This is a genomic window from Actinophytocola sp., assembly GCF_036378875.1.
Lineage (GTDB): Bacteria > Actinomycetota > Actinomycetes > Mycobacteriales > Pseudonocardiaceae > Actinophytocola.
Genome location: NZ_DASUVO010000044.1, coordinates 1 through 24675, shown reverse-complemented (window position 1 = coordinate 24675; position 24675 = coordinate 1). Strand labels below are relative to the sequence as shown.

The window sequence follows — 24675 nt, the reverse complement described above, 5'->3', positions numbered from 1 at the left end:
TAGTCCACCACGCCGTGACACGGCCCGTAACGGAAAGACTAGTACTCGGCGTCGACCGAGGACCGCTCACCGTGTCGGCTGCATCGCGCGGACCAGCCGGCCGGTGTGACCTGCACGATCATCCGCCGCGCACACTCGGGGCAGAACCGCGGCGGGTCGAGCGCGGCCTGTGGCCCAGCACACCGTGGGTGATCGCCTTCACCCTCCGGCTTCCCGCAGTGAACGCAATACCTCACAGGTGCTCACTCAGCGCTTTGACCGGCATCTTCAGGTCCGCCAGCATGTCCAGGTCCTGCTGCGCGGGCCTGCCGAGATTGGTCAGGTAGTTGCCGACGATGATCGCGTTGATGCCGCCCAGCATGCCCTGCTCGGCGCCGAGGTCACCCAGTGTCAGCTCGCGGCCGCCGGCGAAACGCAGGATCGTGCGGGGCAGCGCGAGCCGGAACGCGGCGATGGTGCGCAGCGCGTCCTTGCCCTCGACGATCTCGTACTTCTCGTACGGCGTGCCCGGCTGCGGGATGAGGAAGTTCATCGGCACCTCGTGCGGGTTCAGCTCACCCAGCTGTGCCGCGAACTCGGCCCGCTGCTCGACCGTCTCACCCATGCCGATGATGCCGCCGCAGCACACCTCCATGCCCGCGTCCCGCACCATGAGCAACGTCTCCCACCGCTCCTCCCACGAATGGGTGGTCACCACGCTGGGGAAGTGCGAGCGGGCCGTCTCGAGGTTGTGGTTGTAGCGGTGCACACCCATCTCGACGAGCTCGTCGACCTGCGCCTGCGTGAGCATGCCGAGCGAGCAGGCGATCTGGATGTCGTTGCCATCCTCGCGGATGGCCTTGATGCCGTCCCGCACCTGGGACAGCAGGCGCTTGTCCGGGCCACGCACGGCGGCGACGATGCAGAACTCGCTGGCGCCGGTCGCCGCGGTCTCCCTGGCGGCCTTCACCAGCCCCGGGATGTCGAGCCACGCCGACCGCACCGGCGACGGGAACTGGCCGGACTGCGAGCAGAAGTGGCAGTCCTCCGGGCAGCCGCCGGTCTTGAGGCTCACGATGCCCTCGACCTCGACCTCGGGACCGCACCAGCGCATGCGCACGTCGTGGGCGAGCGCCAGCAGCTCCGGGATCCGGTCGTCCTCGAGACGCAGGATCTCGAGGAGCTGCCGCTCGTCGAGCCCGACACCCCGCATCAGCACCTGCTCCCGGGCGGCGGCGAGTGGGTCAGTCGTCGTCCGTTCTGCAGCTGCCGTCACGGTGTCTCCCTCTGCGTCGAGCGTTTTCCGACCCAGTCTGCCGTACGTGGCCGATGTGGACACGCGATGTTTCTCACGCTCGAGCGATGCTCTAGGCGGCGTGTTCCGCGGCGAAACCGATGGGGTCGAACTCGCCGCCCAGCGACGGGCCGAGCGAGCGGATGGCCATGTCCAGGAACTTCGCGCGGCTGAGGTCCCCGGCCCCTTCCGGGATGGCGCCGACCAGCGGCGCGCCCGCCACCACGGGCAGGTCGTCGAGGTTGCACCGGGCGGCAAGGTCGGGCTCGGCCGGCCAGGACCCCACCACCACGCCGGCGCACTCGATTCCCCTGCGCCGCAACGCTTCCGTGGTGAGCGCGGTCTCGTTGAGGGTGCCGAGGCCCGCGTTGGCGACGACCAGCACGGGCGCGCCAGCCGACCACGCGACGTCGGCGAGGGTGCCGCCGTGGTCGTCCATCCACACGAGTAGACCGCCCGCACCCTCGACGAGGACCAGGTCGTGCCCGCGGGACAGCTCGACCGCGGCCGCGGCGGCCTGTTTCGGCGTGACAGGCATGATGCCGGCCCGGCGGGCGGCCGTCGCGGGCGCGAGCGGGTCGGGAAAGCGCGCAAGCTCCCAGGTCGTCACGTCGTCGCCGGCGAGGCGCGTGACCTCGTCGACGTCGCCCGGCTCGCCGGGTGCGAGGCCGGTCTGGGCTGGTTTCAGCACCGCCACGCTGCGTCTTTTCGCGAGCGAGAGCGCGGCGATGGCGGCGACCACGACGGTCTTGCCGACACCCGTTCCGGTACCTGTGAGCACCATGAAACTCACGGACCGTCAGGTTAGTCCCACCCGTTTGCCGCAACCCAAGCCGCCCCACGCTCGGTAGGGTCAGCCGAACTGTCGGGCGGGTCGGGGGACCTGTGACGCGCGAGCGCGGTCAGACGCCAACCAGTAGAGGCGAATGCTCGGAAAAACGGTAACGAGCGTCGTGGGCAAGGAGGCACTCGACCCGATGAGCCATGCGATCGAGCGGACACAGGTCTTCGGCGCCGACTGGTGCGCCGACTGCCGACGGACGAAGTCGTGGCTGCGCCGCCACGACGTCCCGTTCGTCGAGTTCGACACGGACGCCGACCCGGCGATGCGGACACGGGCGGCGGAGATCGCGGGTGGACGCACCAACATTCCGGTGGTCGTCACCCCGGAAGGGACCGTGCTGGTGGAGCCGACGAACGTGGAGCTGGCCGAGGCCCTGGCGGCGCATGGGCGGCCGCGTGGCCGGTCCGGCTGCCGCTAGAGCTGGGAGCGTTCCCAGACGAGTTATTACATTGTGTCACCACACGGGTGCTGAATGCGCCAATCTAGTGGTCCATTCCATCTGAACGAGTGAATTGCGGTTACCGCGGCGCTGCTCCATTGACAGTTTCGACCTCCACCAGCGAACGTTTCTAACCGTGCCCTGGGAGCGCTCCCAGGACACATCGCCTGGACGTCGCCTGCACAAGGGAGTGCCGATGTTGGGTAAGTTCCGCGTGGCGTGCACCGCCGTGGCAGCGGTCGCGAGCGTCATCCTGCCGGTGACGGCGGCTTCTCCGGTCAGCGCGGCCCCGGCGTTCGCCTGCCGCGTCGACTACGCGGCCAACGACTGGGGCGCCGGGTTCGGTGTCACCGTCACCGTCAACAACCTCAGCGCGTCCGCCGCGTCCGGCTGGACACTGACCTACTCCTACACCGGCAACCAGACGCTGCAGCAGGGCTGGAGCGGGGTGTGGTCGCAGTCCGGCCGGCAGGTCACCGTCACCAACGCGGCGTGGAACGGCACCATCGCGGCGAACGGCAACGTCAAGGCCGGCGCAAACTTCTCCTACAGCGGCACGAACACGGCGCCGGTGGACTTCGCGGTGAACGGCGCCGCCTGCACCGGCACCCCGCCACCGACCGAGCCGCCGCCGGGGCCGGGCGGCGCGGCGCCGGCACTGCGGGTTTCCGGGAACAAGCTGGTCACCGCGAGCGGGGCGACCTACCGGCTGCTCGGCGTCAACCGGGCCAGCGGAGAGTTCGCCTGCGTGCAGGGCAAGGGCATGTGGGACAGCGGCCCGGTGGACCAGGCGTCGGTGAACGCGATGAAGGCCTGGAACGTCCGTGCCGTGCGGATCCCGCTGAACGAGGACTGCTGGCTCGGTCTGTCCGGCTCGCCGAGCGGCGCCGCCTACCAACAGGCCGTCAAGGACTACGTGACGCTGCTGGTGGCGAACGGGATCAACCCGATCCTCGACCTGCACTGGACGCACGGCCAGTACACCGGCAACATCTCGGCCTGCGCGGACGTCAACGCGACCTGCCAGAAGCCGATGCCGAGCATGCAGTACACGCCGACGTTCTGGACCCAGGTGGCGAACGCCTTCAAAGGCAACAACGCGGTCGTCTTCGACCTGTTCAACGAGCCCTACCCGGACGCGGCCGACAACTGGGCGAACCCGACCGCCGAGTGGCGTTGTCTGCGTGACGGCGGCACGTGCGCCGGGTTCACCTACGAGGTGGCGGGCATGCAGGACCTGCTCGACGCGGTCCGCGCGACCGGCGCGACCAACGTGGTCATGACGGCCGGCATCCGGTGGACCAACGACCTGTCCCAGTGGCTGACCTACAAGCCGAACGACCCGACCGGCAACCTGATGGCCTCGTGGCACTCGTACAACTTCAACGCCTGCATCACGGTTTCCTGCTGGAACAGCGAGATCGGCGCGGTTGCCGCGCAGGTGCCGGTGCATGCCGGTGAGATCGGCCAGGACACCTGCGCGCACGACTACATCGACCAGGTGATGGCCTGGCTTGACCAGCAACGCCTCGGCTACACGGCGTGGACGTGGAACCCGTGGGGCTGCGGCAGCGGCAACGTGCTCATCACCGACTACAGCGGCACGCCCACCCAGACCTACGGCGCGGGCTACCGGGCGCACCTGCTTTCCGTTACGCCGTAAAGGAAACGACCATGCGAAGAATACTGCCCGCCCTCCTCGCCGCGGTGCTGACGTTCGTGCTGGCGCCGTCCGCGGCGTCGGCTCCCGCCCCGGTCCGGATCATGCCGCTCGGTGACTCCATCACCGCCGGCCCCGGCTGCTGGCGCGCCCTGCTGTGGGACCGTCTACAGCGGACCGGGTACACCAACATCGACTTCGTGGGCACCCAGGTGGGCGGCGGCTGCGCGGTCGCACACGACGGTGACCACGAGGGGCACAGCGGTTTCCAGGCCGTCGGCATCGCGGACCAGAACCAGCTGCCGGGCTGGCTTTCCGCGAGCAGGCCCGACATCGTGCTGATGCACCTGGGCACCAACGACCTGTGGGGCGGCACGATCACCACCGCCCAGATCCTCACCGCGTACTCGAAGCTGGTCGACCAGATGCGGGCGAGCAACCCGAACATGAAGATCATCGTCGCGCAGATCATCCCGATGCAGCCCAGCAACTGCACCGGCTGCGCGCAGCGGGTGGTCGCGCTGAACAACGCGATCCCCGGCTGGGCGGCGGGCAAGACGACGTCGCAGTCGCCGATCACCGTGGTCGACCAGTGGACGGGCTTCAACGCGACCACCGACACCTTCGACGGCGTCCACCCGGTCGACTCGGGCTTCCAGAAGATGTCCGACAAGTGGTACCCGGCCCTGGCGACGGCTATCGGCGGCACCACCCCACCGGACGACCCGCCACCCCCGGCGGGCGCCTGCACCGCCTCCTACCGCGTGATCAGCGAGTGGGGCGACGGCTTCCAGGGCGAGGTGAGCGTCCGCAACGGCACGACGAGGGCGACGTCGACGTGGACGGCCACGTTCAGCTTCGGCAACGGCCAACAGATCAGCCAGTCGTGGAACGCGACCGTCTCCCAGAGCGGAGCCGCGGTCACCGCGAGAAACGTGAACTGGAACGGCACCCTGGCCCCGGGCAACTCGGCCGCGTTCGGCTTCATAGCAAGCCGAACCAGCACGAACACCCCACCAACAGTAACCTGCACAGTGAACTAGACCCGCGGCCTCCGGCCCCCGTTTTCCAGCCTACGGCACTCCACCGACATTCCCGACACCCAAGCCTGCGGTTGTCCACAACTGTTCGCGTGTCCAACGCTCCAGAATCGCGTGTCCAACAAATATGACCGGTGAGTTGAACAAATCGCCTGATTTGTTCAACTCACCGGTCCACACGGTTGGACACGCGCGTCCTGGATGTCGAACTCGCCGGTCAGGTTTGTTGGACACGCGGAATTGTCCACAGCCTGCTTGTCGGCGACGGCTTTTTGTCGGGGGTGTTCTGTAGGCTGGAAAACGGGGGCCGGAGGCCAGGGCCGTCAGCCTGCGCGGGCTGCTGCCAGTACGGCTTCCGTGATCCGCGTCAGGTCCGGCGGTTCGGTGATGTAAGGCGGCATCGTGTAGATGAGGTCGCGGAACGGGCGCAGCCACACCCCCGCCCCTACCGCCGCCTCGGTGGCCGCCGCCATGTCCACCTGGTGGTCTAGTTGCACGACGCCAATCGCGCCGAGGACGCGGACGTCCCGGACGCCCGGCAGCGCGCGGGCGGGTTCCAGCCCGGTGATGAGGCCGTCCTCCAGCTTCTTGACCGTGCTCTGCCAGTCCTGTGACAGCAGCAGGTCGATCGAGGCACACGCCACCGCCGAGGCAAGGGGGTTGCCCATGAACGTCGGTCCATGAGCCAGCACCGGCACGGAGCCACGGGAGATACCGTCCGCCACGAGCGGTGTGCACAGCGTGGCGCCCATCGACAGGTAGCCGCCGGTCAGCGCCTTGCCGACACACATGATGTCCGGGGCGACCGACGCCTGGTCGGCGGCGAACAGTGTGCCGGTGCGGCCGAAGCCCGTCGCGATCTCGTCGAAGATCAGCAGGACGTCGTTGGCCAGGGTCAGCTCGCGGAGCACGTGCAGGTAGCGCGGGTCATGGAAGCGCATGCCGCCGGCGCCCTGCACCACGGGCTCCACGATCACGGCGGCCAGTTCGTCGGCGTGCTCCTCGATCATCGTGGCCAGGTGCGCCACGTAGTCGTGCTCGAAGGTCGCCGGGGGCGCGTCGGCGAACACCTGTGCCGGCAGCACGCCCTGCCAGAGGCTGTGCATCCCGCCGTCGGGATCGCAGACGCTCATCGGGTGGAAGGTGTCACCGTGGTAGCCGCCGCGCCAGGTCAGCAGCCGCCGCTTTTCCGGTCGGTCCTGTGAACGCCAGTACTGGAGCGCCATCTTGACGGCGACCTCGACCGACACCGAGCCGGAGTCGCAGAGGAACACGTGCCGCAGCTCACCCGGCGTGATCTCGACGAGCCGTGTGGCGAGCCGGACAGCGGGTTCGTGGGTGAGCCCACCGAACATGACGTGGCTCATCCGGCCCGCCTGGTCCGCCAACGCCTTGTCCAGCACCGGGTTGCGGTACCCGTGGATGGCCGCCCACCACGACGACATGCCGTCGACGAGTTCCCGCCCGCCGGCGAGCCGAAGCCGCACCCCCGCGGCCGACTCCACCACCAGCGGGTCGACGAGGCCGGGCATGGGCCCGTAAGGATGCCAGACATGCGCCCGATCAAGCGCGATGAGCTCCGAGGTCACGCGGGCAGGCTAACCCGCCGCCACCAGCAGCGAAGCAACATGGCACTTACCCGCACCTTGCTCAGCCGCTGCCGCCAGCCCGCGGTCGACGACACGGGCGCGGCCTCCGGCCCCCGTTTTCCAGCCTACGGCACACCCCCGACAAAAATCCGCGTCCAGCGAGGAGGCTGTGGACAATTCCGCGTGTCCAACAATCCGGACCGGCGAGTTCGACATCCAGAACCCGCGTATCCAACCGTGCGGACCGGTGAGTTGAACAAAACAGTCACGTACACGAATTGTTCAACTCACCGGCCATATTTGTTGGACACGCGAGCCTGGAGCGTTGGACACGCGAACACTTGTGGACAACCCCCGGTTCGAGTGTCGGGAATGTCGGTGGGGTGCCGTAGGCTGGAAAACGGGGGCCGGAGGCCGCAGGGGGTTAGTTCGTTACCTTTAGGACTATTTTGCCGGTTGTGGTTGCGGTTTCGCCGTGTTCGTGGGCTTTCGGGGCGCCTGCTAGTGGGAAGACGGTGTCCAGTGTTACTGCCAGGTGGTTTTTCTCTATCAGATCTACCAGTGCGAGCATGCCCGCGTGGTCCGGTTCCACCAGTAGGAAATGTTCGTCCGCCGGGGAGGTCAGGGAGATGTAGGTGCCGGTTGGGCGCAGGAGTGAGCGTGACCTCGGGCCGTAGTCGCCGCCGATGGTGTCCAGTACCAGGTCCAGGTCGGCTGTCGCCTTGGTGAAGTCCTCCGTGCGGTAGTCGATCAGCTCGTCGGCGCCCAGTGACCGGACGAAGTCGTGTTTCTTGGCGCTTGCCGTGCCGATCACGTGGGCGCCCCGTGCCTTCGCGATCTGCACCGCCAGGTGACCGACGCCGCCGGCGGCCGCGTGGATCAGCACGCGCTGACCTGGTTGGACGTTCGCGAAGTCCACGAGGGACTGCCACGCGGTCAGGCCGGCCAGCGGCAGGCCCGCCGCCGTCACGTGGTCCAGGCTTGCCGGCTTGCGCGCGAAATGCCTCGGCGGTGCGACGACGTACTCCGCGTAGGCACCCGCCGGCTTCGGGAACAGCGGCATGCCGAACACCTCGTCGCCCGGTGCGTACATCCGCACGCCCGGGCCGACCGCCTCGACCACTCCCGACACGTCGTACCCCGGCACGTACGGAGCCGGGGCGCCGAACGCCTGGCCTCGTGCCCGTGACTTCCAGTCCGTCGGGTTGACGCCCGCCGCGTGCACCCGCACCAGGATCTCCACCGGGCCCGGCTCCGGCCTCGGCAGCTCGACCTCGGTCAGCACCTCCGGGCCGCCGGCACGCTGGACGCTGATCGCCCGCATCGTCTTCGTCATACGTCAATCCTTGCGCCGTTCACGCGGGGCGACCAGTGGCCGGAATGCCATGACATGGAAGGATCCAGCCACGCGACCGGCGCCTTCCGGCCAATGTGGCGATACGGACAGTGCGCGCCCACCCGGCAATGCCACCATGTGGTCGTGACAACGAAGGTGGTGGACGCACCACCCGCACTTCCGACCGCCATACCGGCACGGACCGCCAGCCCTTACCTGATGGCCATCTGTGTCTACGTCATGGTGCGCACGACCGGCTACCTGGTGCTGCTCTTCCTGGCCGACCACCACGACCGGTCGATCATCCAGATGCTGACCTCGTGGGACGGCGACTGGTACCTCGCGATCGCCGAGCACGGTTTCGACGGCGTCCCGGACTCGCACCGGGACGCCGCAGGCCAGCACACCCCGGTGACTCCCTATGGGTTCTTCCCCGCCTTTCCCATGCTGGTGCGGGCGGTGGCGGCCACGGGCATGGGCGTGGAGTGGGCCGGGCTGATCGTCAGCTTCCTCGCCGGTCTCGCGGCGACGCTGGCGATCTTCCGGATCGGCCGGCTGGTGGGCGGCAGCGAACGCGTGGGACTGGTGTTGGTCGCCCTGTGGGGTGCCGCGCCGATGTCGATCGTCCTGTCGATGACCTACACCGAGGCGCTGTTCACCGCGTGCGCCGCGTGGGCGCTGGTCGGGGTGCTGGAGAAGCGGTGGTACCTGGCCGGCCTGTGCTCCGTCGCCGCCGGGCTGACCCGCTCCACGGCGGTGGTCGTGGTCGCGGTGGTCGGCGTCGCCGCGCTGATCGCGGTGTTGCGGAACAACGACCGCTGGCGTGCCATCGTGTGTGTCGTGATCTGCCCACTCGGTCTGCTGGGGTGGTGGGGTCTTGTCGCCTACAAGGCCGGTTCGCTGACCGGCTGGTTCGACATCCAGCGGGAGGGCTGGTTCACGCGGTTCGACGGTGGCGTCCAGACTCTGGAGTTCGTCGGCGACACGCTGGCCACCGGCAAGTCGCTCTTCGAGTCGATCGTCGTGCTGGCCCTGCTCACGGCGGTGGCGCTCGCCGTGCTCAGCGGGCTGAACCGATTGCCGTGGCCGCTGGTCGCCTACGGTGCCGGCGTCGTGATCGTGGTCATCGGCACCGCTGGCCTCACCTACCTCAAGGGACGGTTCCTGCTCCCCGGGTTCACGCTGCTGATCCCCGTCGCGATAGGACTGGCCAACCGCCAACCACGCACGACGATCGCCGCGGTGTCCACGTACACGCTGATCTTCGCCTGGTTCAACGCGTACGCACTCACCGGATGGCCACTCGCGGTCTAGATGATTGATTCCATGAAGATCGTGTGAAGTGGGACTTGGCCACGGGCGTGGTGCGGCACATCCGATCCAGTGCGGAATGGCAGGGCGTGTCCGCTATCTTCCGGAGTTGGCCGGGCACGCCGGCTACGGCTGCTGCCGGTCGCATTCACGCTGGTACCGGGGCCTGAAGCTCTACCTTGTCTGCGCTGGAGACGGGATGCCGATCATGTGATGTCTGGCTTACCCCAAGATCGGCGAACGCGAGGTGCTGGCCGCGCTGCTCGACCACAACCACCACCTCATCCGCGACGGCCACCTCGGTGGAGTGCGCCCGTGGATCGAGTCGGTCAACCAGACACTGAAAGGTCAGCTCGACCTCGAAGACCACGGTGGACGCACTCCCGCCGGCGTGTTCAGCCGCACCGCTCGACGCCTGCTAGTCCAGGCGGCCGTCAGGCGTCGACCGCTACTCCTGGGATTGCCTTGATCTCGCCGAGGAAGGCTGGGGTTACCTTGATCGGGTAGTCGTCCAGTGCGAGGGTCACGCCGTTCTCCTTGTGGGCGAACCTCAGGTGGACCGGGGTGTCGCCGCGGTGGGCGGACAGGGTGTTCTTCAGTTCGCCGACTACCTCGTCGTTCAGTTTGACCGGGTTGCACAGCAGGACGAACGGGGTGATCTCGTCCTCCGCTGCCAGGTCCGCGTCGGTGAAGTCCAGGGGGATCAGGCCCGAGCCGAACACGGACATCTTGTCCTCGCGCCAGTTGACGCGGCCCTTGACCGCCACCGCGGCGTCCTCGATCAGGTCCTGGGACAACACCGAGTAGCTCTTCGCGAAGAACAGGACCTCGATCGAAGCGTCCAGGTCCTCGATCGTGCAGATGCACCACGGTTCGCCCTGCTTGTTCACGCGGCGTTCCATCGCCGAGATCATGCCCGACAGGACGATCTCGCCTTCCTTCGGCGGGTCGGCCAGGATCTCCGCGATGGGCTTCGGGGCGTGCTTGCGCAGCAGGCGCTCGGCACCGTCCAGCGGGTGGGCCGAGACGTACAGGCCCAGCATCTCCCGCTCGTAGGCGAGCAACTGCTTGCGGGGCCACTCCTCCGCCGTGAACTTCAGGTGGGCCAGCGGGCTGGCGTCGTTCGACGGGGTGGACGAGTCGTCGTCGCCGAAGCCGAACAGGTCGAACTGGCCCATCGCCTCCTGGCGCTTGAGGCCGACGACCGCTTCCACCGCTTCCTCGTGCACCTGGATCAGCGACAGCCTGGTGTGGCCCAGCGAGTCGAACGCGCCCGCCTTGACCAGGGACTCGATCACTCGCTTGTTGCAGACCACCAGCTCCGACTTGTCGAGGAAGTCGGTGAAGCTCGTGTAGGCGCCCTTCGCCTCGCGGGTCTTGATGATCGACTCGACCACGTTGGCGCCGACGTTGCGGACCGCGCCGAGGCCGAAGCGGATGTCGGTGCCGACCGCGGCGAACCGCAGGCCCGACTCGTTGACGTCCGGCGGCAGCACCTTGATGCCGGCGCGGCGGCACTCGGACAGGTAGACGGCCGACTTGTCCTTGTTGTCGCCAACAGAGGTGAGCAGCGCGGCCATGTACTCGGACGGGTAGTTGGCCTTCAGGTACGCCGTCCAGTACGACACCAGGCCGTACGCGGCCGCGTGCGACTTGTTGAACGCGTAGCCCGCGAACGGGAGGATCGTGTCCCACAGCGCCTTGATCGCCGCGTCCGAGAAGCCGCCCGGACGCAGGTCGCTGGCCTTCATGCCGGCCTGGAAGCGCTCGAACTCGGCGTCCAGCACTTCCTGCTTCTTCTTACCCATGGCCTTGCGGAGCACGTCCGCCTGTCCCATGGAGTAGCCCGCGACCTTCTGGGCGATGAACATGATCTGCTCTTGGTAGACGATCAGACCATACGTCTCGGACAGGATGTCCTTGAGCGGTTCCTGCAGCTCGGGGTGGATCGGCTTGATCTGCTGGCGCTTGTTCTTGCGGTCGGCGTAGTCGTTGTGGGCGTTCATGCCCATCGGACCCGGCCGGTACAGCGCGCCGACCGCGACGATGTCCTCGAAGCCGGTCGGCTGCATGCGCCGCAGCAGGTCACGCATGGGGCCGCCGTCCAGCTGGAACACGCCGAGCGTGTCGCCTCGGGACAGCAGCTTGTAGGTGTTCTTGTCGTCGAGGCTGAGCGTGTCGAGGTCGACGTCCCCGCCCCGGTTGGCCCTGATGTTGTCGATCGCGTCGCCGATGACCGTCAGGTTGCGCAGACCGAGGAAGTCCATCTTCAGCAGGCCGATGGCCTCGCAGGACGGGTAGTCCCAGCCGGTGATGATCGAGCCGTCGTCACGCTGCCACAGCGGGATCGACTGCATCAGCGGTTGCGAGGAGAGGATCACCGCACAGGCGTGCACGCCCGCGTTGCGGATCAGGCCCTCGAGGCCGCGGGCGGTCTCGAAGATCTTGCTGACCTCGTTGTCGGTCTCGATCAGCGTGCGGACCTCGGCCGCCTCGGCGTAGCGCTCGTGCTTGGGGTCGACGATGCCCTTCAGCGGGATGTCCTTCGCCATGATCGGCGGCGGCAGCGCCTTGGAGATCCGGTCGGCGATCGAGAAGCCCGGCTGGCCGTGCAGGACGCGGGCGGCGTCCTTCAACGCGGCCTTCGTCTTGATGGTGCCGAACGTGATGACCTGGGCGACCTTGTCGTGCCCGTACTTGTCGGTGGCGTAGGCGATCATCTCGCCGCGCCTGCGGTCGTCGAAGTCGATGTCGATGTCGGGCATCGACGCGCGCTCCGGGTTGAGGAACCGCTCGAACAGCAGGCCGTGCGGGATCGGGTCCAGGTTCGTGATGCCCAGGGCGTACGCGACGAGCGAGCCGGCGGCCGAACCACGGCCGGGCCCGACCCGGATGCCCACCTTGCGCGCGTGCGCCACGAGGTCGGCGACCACGAGGAAGTACGCGGGGAAGCCCTTCTGGACGATCACGCCGAGCTCGAACTCGGCGCGCTCGACGTACCCGTCCGGGATGCCGTCCGGGAACCGCCAGTTCAGGCCGCGCGTGACCTCCTTGGCCAGCCAGCTGGCCTGGTCCTCCCCTTCGGGCACCTCGAACGCCGGGATCCGGTCGGCGTACGCCCAGACCTCCTCGTACGACTCGACCCGCTCCGCGATCAGCAGCGTGTTGTCGGAAGCGCCGGGCACCTCGGAGTCCCAGTACTCGCGCATCTCCGCGGCGGACTTGAGGTAGTAGCCGTCGCCGTCGAACTTGAAGCGGTTCGGGTCGGACAGCGTCTTGCCCGACTGCACGCACAGCAGCGCTGAGTGCGCCTCGGCCTGGTCCTTGGTGACGTAGTGCGAGTCGTTGGTGGCGATCGGCTTGAGCTCGAGCTTCTTCGCGATGTCGAGCAGGCCCTCGCGCACCGACCGCTCGATGGGCAGCCCGTGGTCCATCAGCTCGAGGAAGAAGTTCTCGTGCCCGAAGATGTCGCGGTAGTCCGACGCGGCCTGCAGCGCCTCGGCGGGCTGGCCCAGCCGAAGCCGGGTCTGCACCTCGCCGGACGGGCAGCCGGTGGTGGCGATGATGCCGCTCGCGTTCTCGGCGATCAGCTCGCGGTCCATACGGGGCTTGCGGTAGTAGCCCTGGGTCGACGCGAGTGTGGACAGTGTGAACAGGTTGCGCAGGCCCGTCGCGTTGCCGGCGAGCATCGTCATGTGCGTGTACGCGCCGCCACCCGAGACGTCGCCGCCCACGCCCTCGTCGTCGGAGCTGCGCTGACGCGCCTCGCCCCAGAAGACCGGCTTCTTGTGGTAGCGGCTGTTTGGCGCGATGTACGCCTCGATGCCGATGATCGGCTTGATGCCGGTCTTCTTCGCCTGCTGGTAGAACTGGTCGGCCCCGTACATGTTGCCGTGGTCGGTCATGCCGACCGCGGGCATGCCCAGCCGCTGCGCCTCGGCGAACAACGGTCCGACCTGAGCGGCGCCGTCGAGCATCGAGTACTCGGTGTGCACATGCAGATGAACGAAGGAGTCAGCCGCCACGAGGCATCACCCTACGACGAACTCGTGGCCGCCGACCGCCAGCCCGGGTGGCGTGTCGTCGATGGTTTGTGCATGGTCCCGTTCTACCGCGTGGCACCGACAATTTTGTGACACGGGGGATCATGGACGCATGCGGTTCCGCCCCATCTCGCCCGATCTGCTGATCACCGAGATAGCCGAGACGATCATCACAAGGCCGGGTGCGGAGTGGACCAGGGTCGCGGTCGACGGGGCGCCACCGAGCGAGCCGGGCACGCTCGCGGACCGGCTCGCCGAGGAGCTGCGTACGCGCGGTCGCCCGGTGCGACGGGTGTCGGCCGCGGACTTTCTCCGGCCGGCGTCGCTGCGGTTCGAGCACGGCCGGACCGACCCCGACGCCCGCTACGACAGCTGGCTGGACGTCGGAGCACTGACCAGAGAGGTGTTCGAGCCGCTCGACGCGGGGGGCACCGGGCGGATCCTGCCCTCGTTCTGGAACACGTCGACGGACCGCGCCACCCGAGCGGACTATGTGGACCTTCCGCCGGGGGGCGTGCTCGTACTGGACGGCGAGCTGCTGCTCGGCCGCGGTCTGCCTGTCGACTGTGCTGTTCATCTGTGGCTCTCCCCCGCCGCCCTGCGCCGCCGCCTGCCGGAGGCGGAGGCGTGGGCACTGCCCGTGTTCGAGCGGTACCACTCGACCGTGCACCCCCTGGACCAGGCCGACTTCGCGGTGCGCATGGACGACCCGGCCCATCCCGCCCTGCTCGACGAGTGAACCGCCGACGCCGATTCTATCGAACGCCTGAGCGATGCAACCGGGGGGTGGCCAGGTCACATGAGCGGTGGGGCAGACTCGTGACCGGCACTCGACAAGGGAGGACATACATGGCAACCACACGCACGGCGAACGCCCACTGGGAGGGATCGCTGCTCGAGGGCGCCGGCACCGTGTCGCTGGACTCGTCCGGTCTCGGCAAGTACGAGACGTCGTGGGCGTCAAGGGCGAACGAGGCGAACGGCAAGACCAGCCCGGAGGAGCTGATCGCGGCGGCCCACTCGACCTGCTACTCGATGGCCTTCTCACACGCGCTCGCCGGCGCCGGCACCCCGCCGGAGGCCGTCGACACCAAGGCCGACGTGACCTTCCAGCCGGGCGAGGGCATCACCGGCATCAAGCTCACCGTGCGGGCGCGCATCCCGGGGATCTCCGCCGAGGACTTCGCGCGGATCGCCGAGGACGCCAAGCAGAACTGCCCGGTCTCCAAGGCGCTGACCGGCACCACGATCACGCTGGACGCGGAACTGGTCTGACGCCCGGCCGGAGCCCCTCGGTCACACCCCGCGCTACGGTGCCGGTATGGCCGAGGGGTTACGTCTGCGTCCGGTGACCGAGCCGGATCTCGACGCGCTGGACGACATGTTCGCCGATCCGGCGGCGATCGGGGAGTTCAACTGGGGTGGGTTCGTGGACCCCACGAGGTGGCGCCGGCGGTACGCGGAGAACGGGTTGCTCGCCGACGACAAGAGCGTCCTCATGGTCGAGCTCGCCGGGGAGTCACTGGGTTTCGTCTCGTGGTCCCGGCAGCAGACGGGGTACTCGGTGTACTGCTGCGAGTTCGGCATCAGCCTGTGGCCGTGGGCGCGGGGCAAGGGACACGGGACGGCGGCGCAGCTGCTGCTGGCGCGATACCTGTTCGCGCACCTGCCGATCAACCGGATACAGGCCGTGACCGACTTCGAGAACCTGGCCGAGCAGCGGTCGCTGGAGAAGGCCGGTTTCGTGCGCGAGGCGGTGCTGGCGGGCTACACCTTCCGGGACGGCGCGTGGCGCGACGAGGTGCTGTACCGCATGCTCCGCTCGGAGCTGCCGGTCAACTGATCCGGATCCGCCACTCGAGCGGGTGTACCAGGATGCGTTGCCCCGTGGTGCCGTCCCACACGGTCGGTGCACCGGCCTCCTTCAGGGCCGTGACCACCTCCTGGCCGACGGTGGTCGCGTCGGCGCCGTCGAAGGTGCCGTACGAGAGGTACAGGCCTTCGCCTTGCGTGGCGGCTTCCGTGTCCTGCTCGTGGAAGAACACGTACCCGTGCTCGCCGTTGTGCGCGTGCCCGGCTATCTCGGCAAGGCCGCAGGAGTTGCAGCAGGTGAAGTCCACCCTCGACACGATGCCGCGCGCCGACAGCGAGTCCAGTGCCGCCAGCACTCGCTCCGCCTCGGTCTCGGCCGGCCAGCCGGCCTGCTCGGCCAGCCTCGCCCGCCACAGCCGGTCTACCACCGCCATGACGTCGTCCTCGGGGAGCTCCTCCTCCTCGACGAAGGCCTCGGTCGCGGCCTCGGCCACCTCGTCCCAGTCGGAGAAGCCACCGTGGACGATGGGACGGACGTACTCCTCGATCTCTTCGATCTCCTCGGCATCGAGCACGCGCGGAGTCTTCCACGACGCGGAGTCGCGGTCACCGCCGCCACCGCAGCGGGGTGACGTGGATGAACCGGCTGGCCGAGCCGTTCCACTTCACCTCGGCACCGGCGGCGACGACGGCCTCGACCACCTCACGCCCGACCACGGTCGGGTCCGTGCCGTCGAAGGTGCCGTAGGAGAGCATCAGTCCGCCGCCGGTCGCGGCGATCTCCGTGTCCTGGTGGTGGAAGAACACGTACCCGCGGTCGTCGTCCCCTGCCTCCGCGCCGATCTCGGCCGCACCACAGCTGCCGCAGCAGGTGAAGTCGGCACGCATCACGATGCCCTTGTCCGACAGTGCCGCGAGCGCGTCGAGCACCGGGCCGGAGTCCGGCCAGCCGGCCTGTTCGGCATCCCGCTCCGTCACCAGGCGGTCGACGACCGCGATCACCTCGTCCTCGGAGACGGTGTCCCGGAAGGACTCGACGACGGTCTCGACGACGTACTCGCGGTCGAGACCGCCATCGACCAGGGCGCTGGCCAAGTCCTCCGGGCGCATGCGCGGGAGTGTTCCAGCATCCGGAAACCCGAGCGACGAACGGGTGCGCCTGTTCCAGGATGGCCGGTATGGATCTTTCGATGGTGCTGGCCTTCGCCGTCGCCGCTTTCGTGATCAGTATCGTCCCCGGCCCGGACATGATGTTCATCATGGCCAACGGGATCGCCCGGGGGCGGGCCGCCGGTGTGGTGGCGGCGGCCGGGATGTCCACCGGCATCGTCGGGCACACGGTCGCCGCCGCGCTCGGGCTCGGCGCCGTGCTGCAGGCGGCGCCCGTCGCACTGGACACGGTGCGCATCGTCGGGGCGGTCTTCCTCGTCTACATGGCGATCAGCGCGTTGCGGTCGGCGAAGGACGTGGCCACCACCGCGCCGGCGAAGTTCGGGGCGCGCACGCTGCGCCGCACCTACGTGATGGCCGTGCTCGTCAACCTGTCCAACCCCAAGGTCGTGCTGTTCTACCTGGCGTTCCTCCCCCAGTTCGTCACCGAGGGCGGCTGGGCGGTGCCGGTCCAGTTCCTGGTCATGGGCGCGATCCTGATCGTGGTCGGCTTCTCCGTCGACGCGACCGTGGGGTTCGCCGCCGGCACGCTGTCGGCACTGCTGCTGCGCAGGCCGGCCGTGCAGCGCTGGCTGAACCGGGTGTCGGCCGCGATCTTCGGCGGACTGGCGGTACGACTGGTCGCCGACCGTTAGACCAGCTGGTTCGTCTCGCCGTCGTACAGGAGTAGGCGGCCCGGCGCTGGGGCTGCGGTCATCGTCGACCCCACCGCCGGCTCCTCGTGTTCCGGCACGGTCAGGCCGACCAGGACCTCGCCCGGGCATTCGAGCGTGACCAGCGACGTCACGCCCAGGTTCTCCACGATGGACACCGTGCCCGTGATCCCCTCGGTGGCGGGGCGCAGGTACTCCGGGCGGATGCCGGCCACCACCGGGGCCCCGTCGGTCAGGGACGGGGCGGGCGCGGGCAGGCGGGCGCCGGCCACCTCGACGAAGCCGTCGCGGACCGTGCCGGTCAGCAGGTTCATGGGTGTCGAGCCGATGAAGTTCGCCACGAACGTGTCCGCCGGGCGCTGGAACACCTCCTTCGGGGTGCCCAGCTGGCGGATCCGGCCCTCCGCCATCACCGCGATGCGGTCCGCCAGCGCCAGTGCCTCGGCCTGGTCGTGAGTCACGAACACCGTGGTCAGGCCCAGGTCCCGTTGCAGGCGCTTGAGGAACGTGCGGGCTTCCAGGCGCAACCGGGCGTCCAGGTTGGACAGTGGCTCGTCCAGCAGCAGCACGTCCGCCGACATGGCGATCGCCCTGGCCAGCGCCACCCGCTGCTGTTGTCCGCCCGAGAGTTGGGCGGGCCGGCGTTCCAGCAGCGCCGACAGGCCGAGGTCGGCCGAGGTGGAGACCGCCGCGTCCTGTTGGGCCTGCCGCGACGCCCTGCGCACCCGCAGCGGGTAGGCGATGTTCTGCGCCACGGTCATGTGCGGGAACAGCGCGTAGTCCTGGAACACCATGGCGACGCCGCGTTTACCGGCCTCGACGCGGGTGACGTCGTTGCCGCCCAACATGATCGTGCCGGACGACGACTGTTCCAGGCCCGCGATCGTGCGCAGCAGCGTGGTCTTGCCGCAGCCGGACGGGCCGAGCAGCGCGAAGAACTCGCCGTCGTTGATCGACAGGTCGAGCGCGTCCACCGCACGCACCCCGTTCGGATACACAGTGGACAGTCCAGCCAGCTCGATCACGCCTTGATCCCTCCATGGAACCGGAACCCGTACCGCTTGCTGACAAACAGGTACAACGCCACCACCGGCACCGCGTACAGCAACGAGAACACCGGGATCACCGTGAGGTTCGCGCTGCCGCCCTCGTCCCTCAGCGTGCGCAGCAGCACAGCCGCCGGCTGCGCATCGACCTCCCGCAGCAGCAGGAACGGCAGCAGGAAGTTGCCCCACGCCTGCACGAACGCCCACACCAGGATGGTCGCGATGCCCGGCCGGGCGACCGGCAGCACGACGTCGCGCAGCACCTGCCACGGCGAGGCGCCGAACACCCGCGCCGACTCCTCGTAGGAGCGCGGCACCGTGTCGATGAAGTCCTTGAGAATGAAGATCGCCGCCGGGAGCAGGCCGCCCGCGATCACCAGCCCGGTCGCGTACTGCGAGTTGATCAGGCCGAGCTGCAGCATCAGCACGAAGATCGGCACCATGGCCGCGGTGCCCGTGACCACGCTGGACAGCAGCAACAGCACGTACAGCAAGGCGTCACGGCCGGGGATGCGCACGCGGGACAGCGCGTACGCCGCCAGCGTGCCCAGCGCGGTCGTGACGATCGTGGCCACCGCGCACAGCACGATCGAGTTCACGAGTGAGCCGAGGGCGTACGGGTGGGAGAAGGTGACGCGCCAGTTGTCGAGCGTCCAGTCCGGCCAGCGCAGCCCGACGCCGGGGTCGCTGTCGAACGGCGCGGACGCGAGCCACAGCATGGGCACCGCGAAGAACGCCAGCAGTGCGGCGATCAGCACGGTGTAGAGGGAGCGGCGCAGCATCGTCTTGAAGGTCACGACCGCCTCCTCAACAACAGCAGGTACAGCAGCGCCACCAGCAGGTTCACGATCAGCAGCAGGAACGAGACGGCCGCCGAGTAGCCGAGCTCGCCGCTCGCGATCGCCTGCTGGTAGATGAAGATCGGCAGGGTCTCCGACTCGTGGTTCGGGCCGCCGGCGGTCAGCAGGAACGGCGTGAAGTCGTTGGCCGTCCACAGGGAGATCAGCAGCGTGTTCGTGAGCACGTGGCCGCGGATGTGCGGGAACACGACGTCCCGTACCGTCTGCCAGCCGTTGGCGCCGACGGTGCGAGCGGTCTCCAGCTGCGATGGCGGCACCGCGGCCAACGCCGAGCCGTACAGCATCATCGAGAACGCCGTGCCGCGCCAGGTGTTGAACACGATCAGCGACGCCATCGGGTACTCGACCAGCCACGCCGTGGACTCGTTGCCCAGCAACGCGTTCAGGGTGCCGCCGTCGCGGTCGAGCACCGCGGTCCACAGATAGGCGACGACGACGCTGGGCAGGATCCACGCCAGCAGCACGAACGCCTCGACCACCCTGCGCACCACGGGTTTCGCGGACCGCAGCACCCACGCGAGCGCGAAGCCGAGGAGGTTCTGGCCGAGCACCGCGGACCCGACGACGAACACCAGCGTCAGCCCCAACGCGTTGCCGAACAACGCGTCGTCCAGGGCGTTCATGAAGTTCGACAGCCCGACGAACGCCGGCGCCACCGACGACGGACCCGTCAGCGTGTAGTCGGTCAGTCCTATGTAGATGGTCCAGAGCGCGGGGAAGACCAGGAACAGGCCGATGAGCAGTAGCGCGGGCGACACAAAGGCGACCGCCCGCGCCACGCCCAGCCCAGCGGAATCCCTAGCGCGCAACGTTGTTCTCGCCGACCGCCTCGATCAGCGCTTCCTCGTAGGCGGCGGCCGCCTCCTCCGCGCTCTTGCCGGCCACGATGTCGGCGGTGGCCTGCTGCAGTGCGCTCGACACCTTCGGGTAGGCCGCGAGCCCCGGCCGGAACCGGGTGATCGGCAGGACCTCCGCAGCGGTGAAGCCCAGCATCGGGTCGTTCGCGAGCACCTCGGCGTTGACGTCCTCGCGCTGTGTGATCTGCGCGGTGTCACCGAGCCGCGCCTTGGTGGCCTCGGCGGAGTTCATGAACTGGAGCAGCTCCCACGCCTGCTGCGGGTACTCGGTCTTCGGGTTGACGACGCGGATCGACCCGCCGGACATGCTGACGAAGTCCTGACCGTCGACGCCCGCACCCGGGTTCGCCGCGGGGATCTTCGCCCAGCCGACCGCGCTGTCCCGGTCCGCCATCTTCGCCACGCCGACCGTCGGGTCGACGACCGAGCGCCAGAAGTAGTCGCTCTCGAACAGCATGCCGATCTTGTTCTGCGCGAACAGCTCGAACGACCTGTCGCGGCCCTTGGCTTCCTGCGCGAGCACCGGGTCGGCGAGACCACCGCGGTAGACCTGCTGGTAGAGGTCCAGGACCTGCGTGACCTCCTTCGTGGCGCCCTGCCACTTGCCGTCCTGGTGGATCTCGGCGCCCGTGCCGGCGAGCAGCGGCAGCACACCCTGCATGGTGGTCGCCTCGGTCATCGCGGTGCCGGCGTTGAGCTGCATCGGGATCACACCGGGGAGCTGCTTGAGCGACACGGCCGCCGCGGTGATCTCGTCCCAGCTCGTCGGCTGCCAGTCGGCGGGGAGGCCGACCTGGGCGAACAGGTTCTTGTTGAAGAAGATCACCCGGCCGTCGGTGCCGACGGGGATGCCGTACCGCCTGCCCTCGAACTCGCCGAGTGCCTCGACCGCGTCCGGGATCTGGTTCCAGCCCTCCCAGGCGTCGACCTCGCCTTTGCCGACGACGTCGTCGAGCGGGCGGATCTGACCGCCTTCCGCGAACTCGCCGAGCCAGATGCCGTCGACCTCGACGACGTCCCCGCCGATGTCGGTGTTGAAGTCCAGCGCGATCTTGGCCTTGTACTCACCGTCGTCGACGCCGACGCCGTCGAACTTCACGGTCGCGTCGACGCCCTTGGCCTTCTGCTGCTTGACGAACTCCGGGATCACCCAGTCGCTGATCCACTTCGCGGTGAGGTCGTTCTTGCCGCCGGCCACCGCGTTCGCCGTGATCGTCAGGGTCACGTCCTTGGCGTCCGCGTTGCGCCCGGCGTCCGACTCCTGCTGCTGCCCGAGGCAGCTGGCCAGCGCCATCGTGGTGGCGGTGGCCGCCGCCACCGCCAGTGTGCGGCGTGCACGCATCTTCGGCACCTCTCGTCGTCGAGTTAGTTGGCGTTTAACCAACAGCGGTCCGAACAGGACGAAGATTAGCGCCGAGGGGTGGGTGAGCGCGAGCGTCAGTGGGGCGTGCCGGCCAGCGCGAGCACCTCGCCGTCGTGGCCGCACAGCACGTGGCCGTGCTGACCGGGCGGGTCGAACGTGTCGCGATCGAAGCGGACCTTGTGCGTGGCCTCCTGGCCGATGACGAGCGTGCCCGGGGCGTCGAGGGCGATCACCTTGCCGTCGACCGGCAGGAGGACCGGGCCCGTGCGGGACGCAGATACCGCGGTGCGGCCGGCACGCAGACCCTCCATGACGGCCGGGACCAGCTCGTCGGCGTTGCGCGCGTGCGAGTCGACGGCCACCCACGTGGTGGGCGAGCCGAGCGCCACGCCGTCGTTCGGGCGGTGCCAGTCGCTGCCGCCGATCGGGGTCGCCTGCGTCCCCCACGCCTGCCACCACGCCAGCGGGCCGCCCCAGGTCGGGGCCTGCCAGCTGGAGTGCCACACCTCGGCGAGCGGCGGGTGCTCTGGCAACGGGTGCCGCCACGCGTGGTCGCCGCTGAGCGGGTGGTTGATCGACAGCAGTCCGCCGCGCTCGCGCACGGTCTTCACCCAGTTGGCGGCCGGCTCGCGGAAGTCGACCCAGCCGATGTCGCCGAACGCGTTGGCGTGCCCGAACTCCGTGGTGATCTCCTGGCCGGGGATCAGCGCGATACCGTATTTACGTCCAACCTCGGCCAGCTCGGCGTGATGGCTGACAGTGTTGTGGTCGGTGACCGCGAGGGCGTCCAGACCGGCGGCGACGGCCTCGGCGGCCAGCTCGGCGACGGTCAGCGTGCCGTCCGAGTGCATTGTGTGGGCGTGCAGGTCGACGGCCACCCAGCGCAGACCGGCACCCGAGGGCAGGCCTCGCGGGCGGGGTTTGGTCGGCACCGGCGGGGCGGGTCGGGGCGCTGGCAGCTCGACGTCACCGTCGGTCTGGATGGTGACGGTCACGTCGAGCCCGCTCGCCGGGAGCCGGTGCAGGCCGAGCACCACGTGCCACTCCCCCGGCTCCAACTCGCCCGGCACGTAGCCGGGGGTGGCTGCGGCCGGGGTGATCACGTAGCCGCGGCGCGCACCGCCGGACCAGCCGCGCCACCCGTTCGCCCCCTCACAACCCAGGTCGACGACGGCGCCGGAGTCCGGGTCGAACTCCAGCTCGACGGCGATGGCACGACAGCGTTCCGGCACGTCGAACGGGAGAAGGGGCCAGTGCTTGTCAGCTCTCAGATCGCGGGTCCAGAAGCCTCGGTGGATCGTCGGCGCGGCCATGGGTAGATCCTGCCAGTAACGACCCGTGTTGTTCCCAACCCTCGCCCGGTCGGTCCTCGCTGGCGCGGGAGAATAGGTTCGGTGGGCGCGGCTTCCGCCGCGATGATCGAGCGAACGGGGTAGCGTGCGAGCCGTGACGGATCCGGTTGACGCCCGCCTCCTCGGCGTGGTTGCCGAGATGGGCAGAGCAGCGGTGCACGAGGTGGCCGCCCGTGTGGGCATGGACCCGCGGGAGGTCGCCTCACGGTTGGTCGCGCTCTCGGCGACCGGCCTACCCCTGCTCGTGGGCGTCGAATGCGACCCAGGACGCCTCCGCCAGGCAGCGGCCGCCGCGATGGCCGCCACCTCGCCGCCGTACGGGATCCAGCCGCCCTACGGAGTCCATGGCACGCCGACCGGGCCGTACCCACCGTCCGGGCCGGTGCCGAACCCGTACGGCCAACCGCCACCCCAGTCGGGTCCCATGCCGATGGCACCGCAGCCGGTGATGCCGCGCACCGGACCGCCGAGCACACCGTTCCCCGCCCAGACCGGGCCGCCGAGCCAACCGTTCCCGGCACCCATGCAGCCACCCCCGCCGTTGCCCCAGGTTGAAGCACCGATGAGCATGTGGGGCCCACCGCAGACGTCGACCTGGGCCCGCGGCGACGCGCCACCGCTGGACGTGACGCAACCCACGGTCAAGTCCGCGCTGCCGGATGTCCGGCAGGGCAAGGTCGGCACCGCACTGCAGACGGAGGGCCTCGAGGGCGAGCGGCTGTCGATCACCCTGGTGGAGGTCGTCGACCCGGCCGACTACCTCTTCACCGCGGCCGGCTACCGGCTGCAGGAGGGTGAGCGCTCGGTCGTCGTGCACACCGAGTTGACGAACCGCGGCACCGTCGCGTTCCAGTCACTTCCGGATCTTTACCTGGTGCTGGTGACCCCGGACGGCAAGACCATCTCCAAGGCGCCGGTGTCGCTCTCGTCGCGGCCACCACACCGGATCGGCGTGCCGCCCGGCGAGACCCAGGGCGGCCACACGGTGTACGTGGTGCCGGAGCACACGGAGGTCACGTCGGTGCGGTGGAGTCCCCGCCCCGACGAGGAGTCCCGCGCGCTGACCTGGATCATTGAGAACTAGGCCCGAACATCCTCGCGAGCCACGACTTGCGCTTCTGCCGGTCCTGTCCCGGCGGGAGCGGCTGGATAACCGGAATCGGCGACGTGGGCGGCTCCTGTCGACGCGGCGTGCTCTGTGGCCGGTACTGATCACGCGACTCCGGTTCGGGATCCGGCAACGTCTCGAACGGTGACTCCGGTGGACCACCCCCGATCACCGCAGGCGCCACACCGTCCACGAGGAAGTGCTCGTCCCGGTCACTGTCCCGTCCGCCGCTCGGCATCCCCACCACCGCCCCTCGCTGGGTTGTCGTCAAAGTACGCGAAACCGTGATGGATGTGGAGAGTTTCAGCCTCCGCCGAGGTTTCTGACCATCTGCTCCGCGATCGTCATCGCCAGCGCACAGGCCTTGCCACGATCGTCGGTAGCCATGACCTCGATCCCCTTGCGGGACGCCAGTCCCACCGTCACATGGCACACCTGTGCGGGATCTGCCGACTTGATGACGGCCGGCTGGCCGGCGACGTCCACGACCATGAAGTCGCCCCGCTTGTTCCTGCTGAACACTTCCTCCAACAGGTCATTGTCGAGCCAGAGGTTGTACTCCACCTCCCGTTCGGCGAGTGCGTGCAGCCGGTTGCAGCCCAGGAAGGTCTCGCTGATGGCGTGCGACTCGCCCGGGCTGGGCATGCCCAACTCGATCGCTTGTGGGTCGGTCAGGAGATCGCACACGGTGCCTTCGGTGGCATACGCACTCGGGTCGAGGGGGCGGGTGACCGGCGGCGGCTCGGCGGGTGGCGGTGTCGGCGGAAACGTGGTGGTCGTGGTCGGTGGAGTGCTTCGCGTCGCTGACGGCATGGTGCTGGTGGAGCCGCCGACGTCTGGCGGGTCCGAGGTGCACCCAGCCGCGACGAGGCACGCCGCGAGGGCGCACCAGATCCGCGCCCTCACTGGTCCTTCCCCT

At 68.9% G+C, this 24675-nt stretch carries 23 protein-coding genes and 1 pseudogene; 10 read left to right on the top strand and 14 right to left on the bottom strand.

Features of this window, described 5'->3' with window-relative positions; translation table 11 throughout:
• Positions 1-38 precede the first annotated feature (38 nt).
• From bsaP to bioD, 3 genes are all read right to left on the bottom strand, one after another.
• Positions 39-236 carry a biotin synthase auxiliary protein BsaP gene (gene bsaP / locus VF106_RS11025; RefSeq protein WP_330839528.1) on the bottom strand — a complete coding sequence of 66 codons (198 nt, stop codon included), beginning with the start codon at positions 234-236 and terminating at the stop codon, positions 39-41.
• Positions 233-1255: a biotin synthase BioB gene (gene bioB / locus VF106_RS11020; RefSeq protein ID WP_330839527.1), complete on the bottom strand. Its 1023-nt coding sequence runs from the start codon at positions 1253-1255 to the stop codon at positions 233-235. The genes bsaP and bioB overlap by 4 nt, the downstream gene beginning before the upstream one ends.
• 91 nt (positions 1256-1346) lie before the next feature.
• A complete protein-coding gene (bioD, locus tag VF106_RS11015; protein WP_330839526.1) occupies positions 1347-2066 on the bottom strand; it encodes a dethiobiotin synthase in 720 nt (239 codons plus the stop codon).
• Positions 2067-2250: 184 nt separating this feature from the next.
• On the opposite strand from bioD, the gene VF106_RS11010 reads away from it, so the two are divergent.
• From VF106_RS11010 to VF106_RS11000, 3 genes are all read left to right on the top strand, one after another.
• On the top strand, positions 2251-2535 hold the full coding sequence (locus VF106_RS11010) for a glutaredoxin family protein (protein ID WP_330839525.1): 285 nt from the start codon (positions 2251-2253) through the stop codon (positions 2533-2535).
• A gap of 217 nt (positions 2536-2752) precedes the next feature.
• Positions 2753-4219, top strand: a complete 1467-nt coding sequence (locus tag VF106_RS11005) for a cellulase family glycosylhydrolase (protein WP_330839524.1) — start codon at positions 2753-2755, stop codon at positions 4217-4219.
• Between the two features lie 11 nt (positions 4220-4230).
• Complete coding sequence (locus VF106_RS11000) at positions 4231-5259, top strand: cellulose binding domain-containing protein (protein ID WP_330839523.1); 1029 nt, start codon at positions 4231-4233, stop codon at positions 5257-5259.
• 320 nt (positions 5260-5579) lie between these two features.
• Here VF106_RS11000 and bioA read toward each other — a convergent pair whose 3' ends face one another.
• Both bioA and VF106_RS10990 read right to left on the bottom strand, forming a co-directional pair.
• The gene (bioA, locus tag VF106_RS10995; RefSeq protein WP_330839522.1) at positions 5580-6845 is read right to left on the bottom strand and encodes an adenosylmethionine--8-amino-7-oxononanoate transaminase; all 1266 of its coding nucleotides are present in this window, start codon (positions 6843-6845) and stop codon (positions 5580-5582) included.
• Between the two features lie 424 nt (positions 6846-7269).
• Positions 7270-8169 (bottom strand): NADP-dependent oxidoreductase, encoded by a 900-nt coding sequence (locus VF106_RS10990; protein WP_330839646.1) that lies wholly within the window; start codon positions 8167-8169, stop codon positions 7270-7272.
• Positions 8170-8325: 156 nt separating this feature from the next.
• Here VF106_RS10990 and VF106_RS10985 point away from each other — a divergent pair, with 156 nt between their 5' ends.
• Together VF106_RS10985 and VF106_RS51130 are read left to right on the top strand one after the other, a co-directional pair.
• Positions 8326-9495 carry a glycosyltransferase family protein gene (locus tag VF106_RS10985; RefSeq protein ID WP_330839521.1) on the top strand — a complete coding sequence of 390 codons (1170 nt, stop codon included), beginning with the start codon at positions 8326-8328 and terminating at the stop codon, positions 9493-9495.
• 55 nt (positions 9496-9550) lie between these two features.
• Positions 9551-9925, top strand: a pseudogene (locus tag VF106_RS51130) (IS982 family transposase); the annotation flags it as partial.
• Position 9926: 1 nt separating this feature from the next.
• Here the strand turns inward: VF106_RS51130 and dnaE are convergent.
• Positions 9927-13517 carry a DNA polymerase III subunit alpha gene (gene dnaE / locus VF106_RS10975; RefSeq protein WP_330839520.1) on the bottom strand — a complete coding sequence of 1197 codons (3591 nt, stop codon included), beginning with the start codon at positions 13515-13517 and terminating at the stop codon, positions 9927-9929.
• A 130-nt stretch (positions 13518-13647) separates the two neighbouring features.
• Here dnaE and VF106_RS10970 point away from each other — a divergent pair, with 130 nt between their 5' ends.
• From VF106_RS10970 to VF106_RS10960, 3 genes are all read left to right on the top strand, one after another.
• Positions 13648-14274, top strand: a complete 627-nt coding sequence (locus VF106_RS10970) for a nucleoside/nucleotide kinase family protein (RefSeq protein ID WP_330839519.1) — start codon at positions 13648-13650, stop codon at positions 14272-14274.
• Between the two features lie 110 nt (positions 14275-14384).
• Complete coding sequence (locus tag VF106_RS10965; RefSeq protein ID WP_330839518.1) at positions 14385-14810, top strand: OsmC family protein; 426 nt, start codon at positions 14385-14387, stop codon at positions 14808-14810.
• Positions 14811-14856: 46 nt separating this feature from the next.
• On the top strand, positions 14857-15378 hold the full coding sequence (locus VF106_RS10960; protein WP_330839517.1) for a GNAT family N-acetyltransferase: 522 nt from the start codon (positions 14857-14859) through the stop codon (positions 15376-15378).
• Here VF106_RS10960 and VF106_RS10955 read toward each other — a convergent pair.
• Positions 15371-15922: a DUF6891 domain-containing protein gene (locus VF106_RS10955; RefSeq protein ID WP_330839516.1), complete on the bottom strand. Its 552-nt coding sequence runs from the start codon at positions 15920-15922 to the stop codon at positions 15371-15373. The two genes, VF106_RS10960 and VF106_RS10955, sit on opposite strands and share 8 nt — an antisense overlap.
• A gap of 31 nt (positions 15923-15953) precedes the next feature.
• A complete protein-coding gene (locus tag VF106_RS10950; RefSeq protein WP_330839515.1) occupies positions 15954-16457 on the bottom strand; it encodes a DUF6891 domain-containing protein in 504 nt (167 codons plus the stop codon).
• A gap of 68 nt (positions 16458-16525) precedes the next feature.
• On the opposite strand from VF106_RS10950, the gene VF106_RS10945 reads away from it, so the two are divergent.
• Complete coding sequence (locus VF106_RS10945; RefSeq protein WP_330839514.1) at positions 16526-17152, top strand: LysE family translocator; 627 nt, start codon at positions 16526-16528, stop codon at positions 17150-17152.
• On the opposite strand, the gene VF106_RS10940 is transcribed toward VF106_RS10945, so the two are convergent.
• The 5 genes from VF106_RS10940 to VF106_RS10920 all read right to left on the bottom strand — a co-directional run bounded on the left by VF106_RS10940 (position 17149) and on the right by VF106_RS10920 (position 22609).
• Complete coding sequence (locus tag VF106_RS10940; protein WP_330839513.1) at positions 17149-18195, bottom strand: ABC transporter ATP-binding protein; 1047 nt, start codon at positions 18193-18195, stop codon at positions 17149-17151. The genes VF106_RS10945 and VF106_RS10940 overlap by 4 nt on opposite strands.
• Positions 18192-19013: a carbohydrate ABC transporter permease gene (locus VF106_RS10935; protein WP_330839512.1), complete on the bottom strand. Its 822-nt coding sequence runs from the start codon at positions 19011-19013 to the stop codon at positions 18192-18194. The genes VF106_RS10940 and VF106_RS10935 overlap by 4 nt, the downstream gene beginning before the upstream one ends.
• Complete coding sequence (locus VF106_RS10930; protein ID WP_330839511.1) at positions 19010-19885, bottom strand: carbohydrate ABC transporter permease; 876 nt, start codon at positions 19883-19885, stop codon at positions 19010-19012. Before VF106_RS10930 ends, VF106_RS10935 begins: the two co-directional genes overlap by 4 nt.
• Positions 19875-21275, bottom strand: coding sequence for an extracellular solute-binding protein (locus VF106_RS10925; protein ID WP_330839510.1), 1401 nt, complete (start codon positions 21273-21275; stop codon positions 19875-19877). Before VF106_RS10925 ends, VF106_RS10930 begins: the two co-directional genes overlap by 11 nt.
• Positions 21276-21370: 95 nt before the next feature.
• A complete protein-coding gene (locus VF106_RS10920) occupies positions 21371-22609 on the bottom strand; it encodes a CehA/McbA family metallohydrolase (protein WP_330839509.1) in 1239 nt (412 codons plus the stop codon).
• Positions 22610-22742: 133 nt separating this feature from the next.
• On the opposite strand from VF106_RS10920, the gene VF106_RS10915 reads away from it, so the two are divergent.
• Entirely contained in the window at positions 22743-23732 is a 990-nt protein-coding gene (locus tag VF106_RS10915; protein ID WP_414638927.1) for an Lrp/AsnC family transcriptional regulator, read from the top strand.
• A gap of 327 nt (positions 23733-24059) precedes the next feature.
• Here VF106_RS10915 and VF106_RS10910 read toward each other — a convergent pair whose 3' ends face one another.
• On the bottom strand, positions 24060-24569 hold the full coding sequence (locus VF106_RS10910) for a DUF3558 family protein (RefSeq protein ID WP_330839644.1): 510 nt from the start codon (positions 24567-24569) through the stop codon (positions 24060-24062).
• Positions 24570-24675 lie beyond the last annotated feature (106 nt).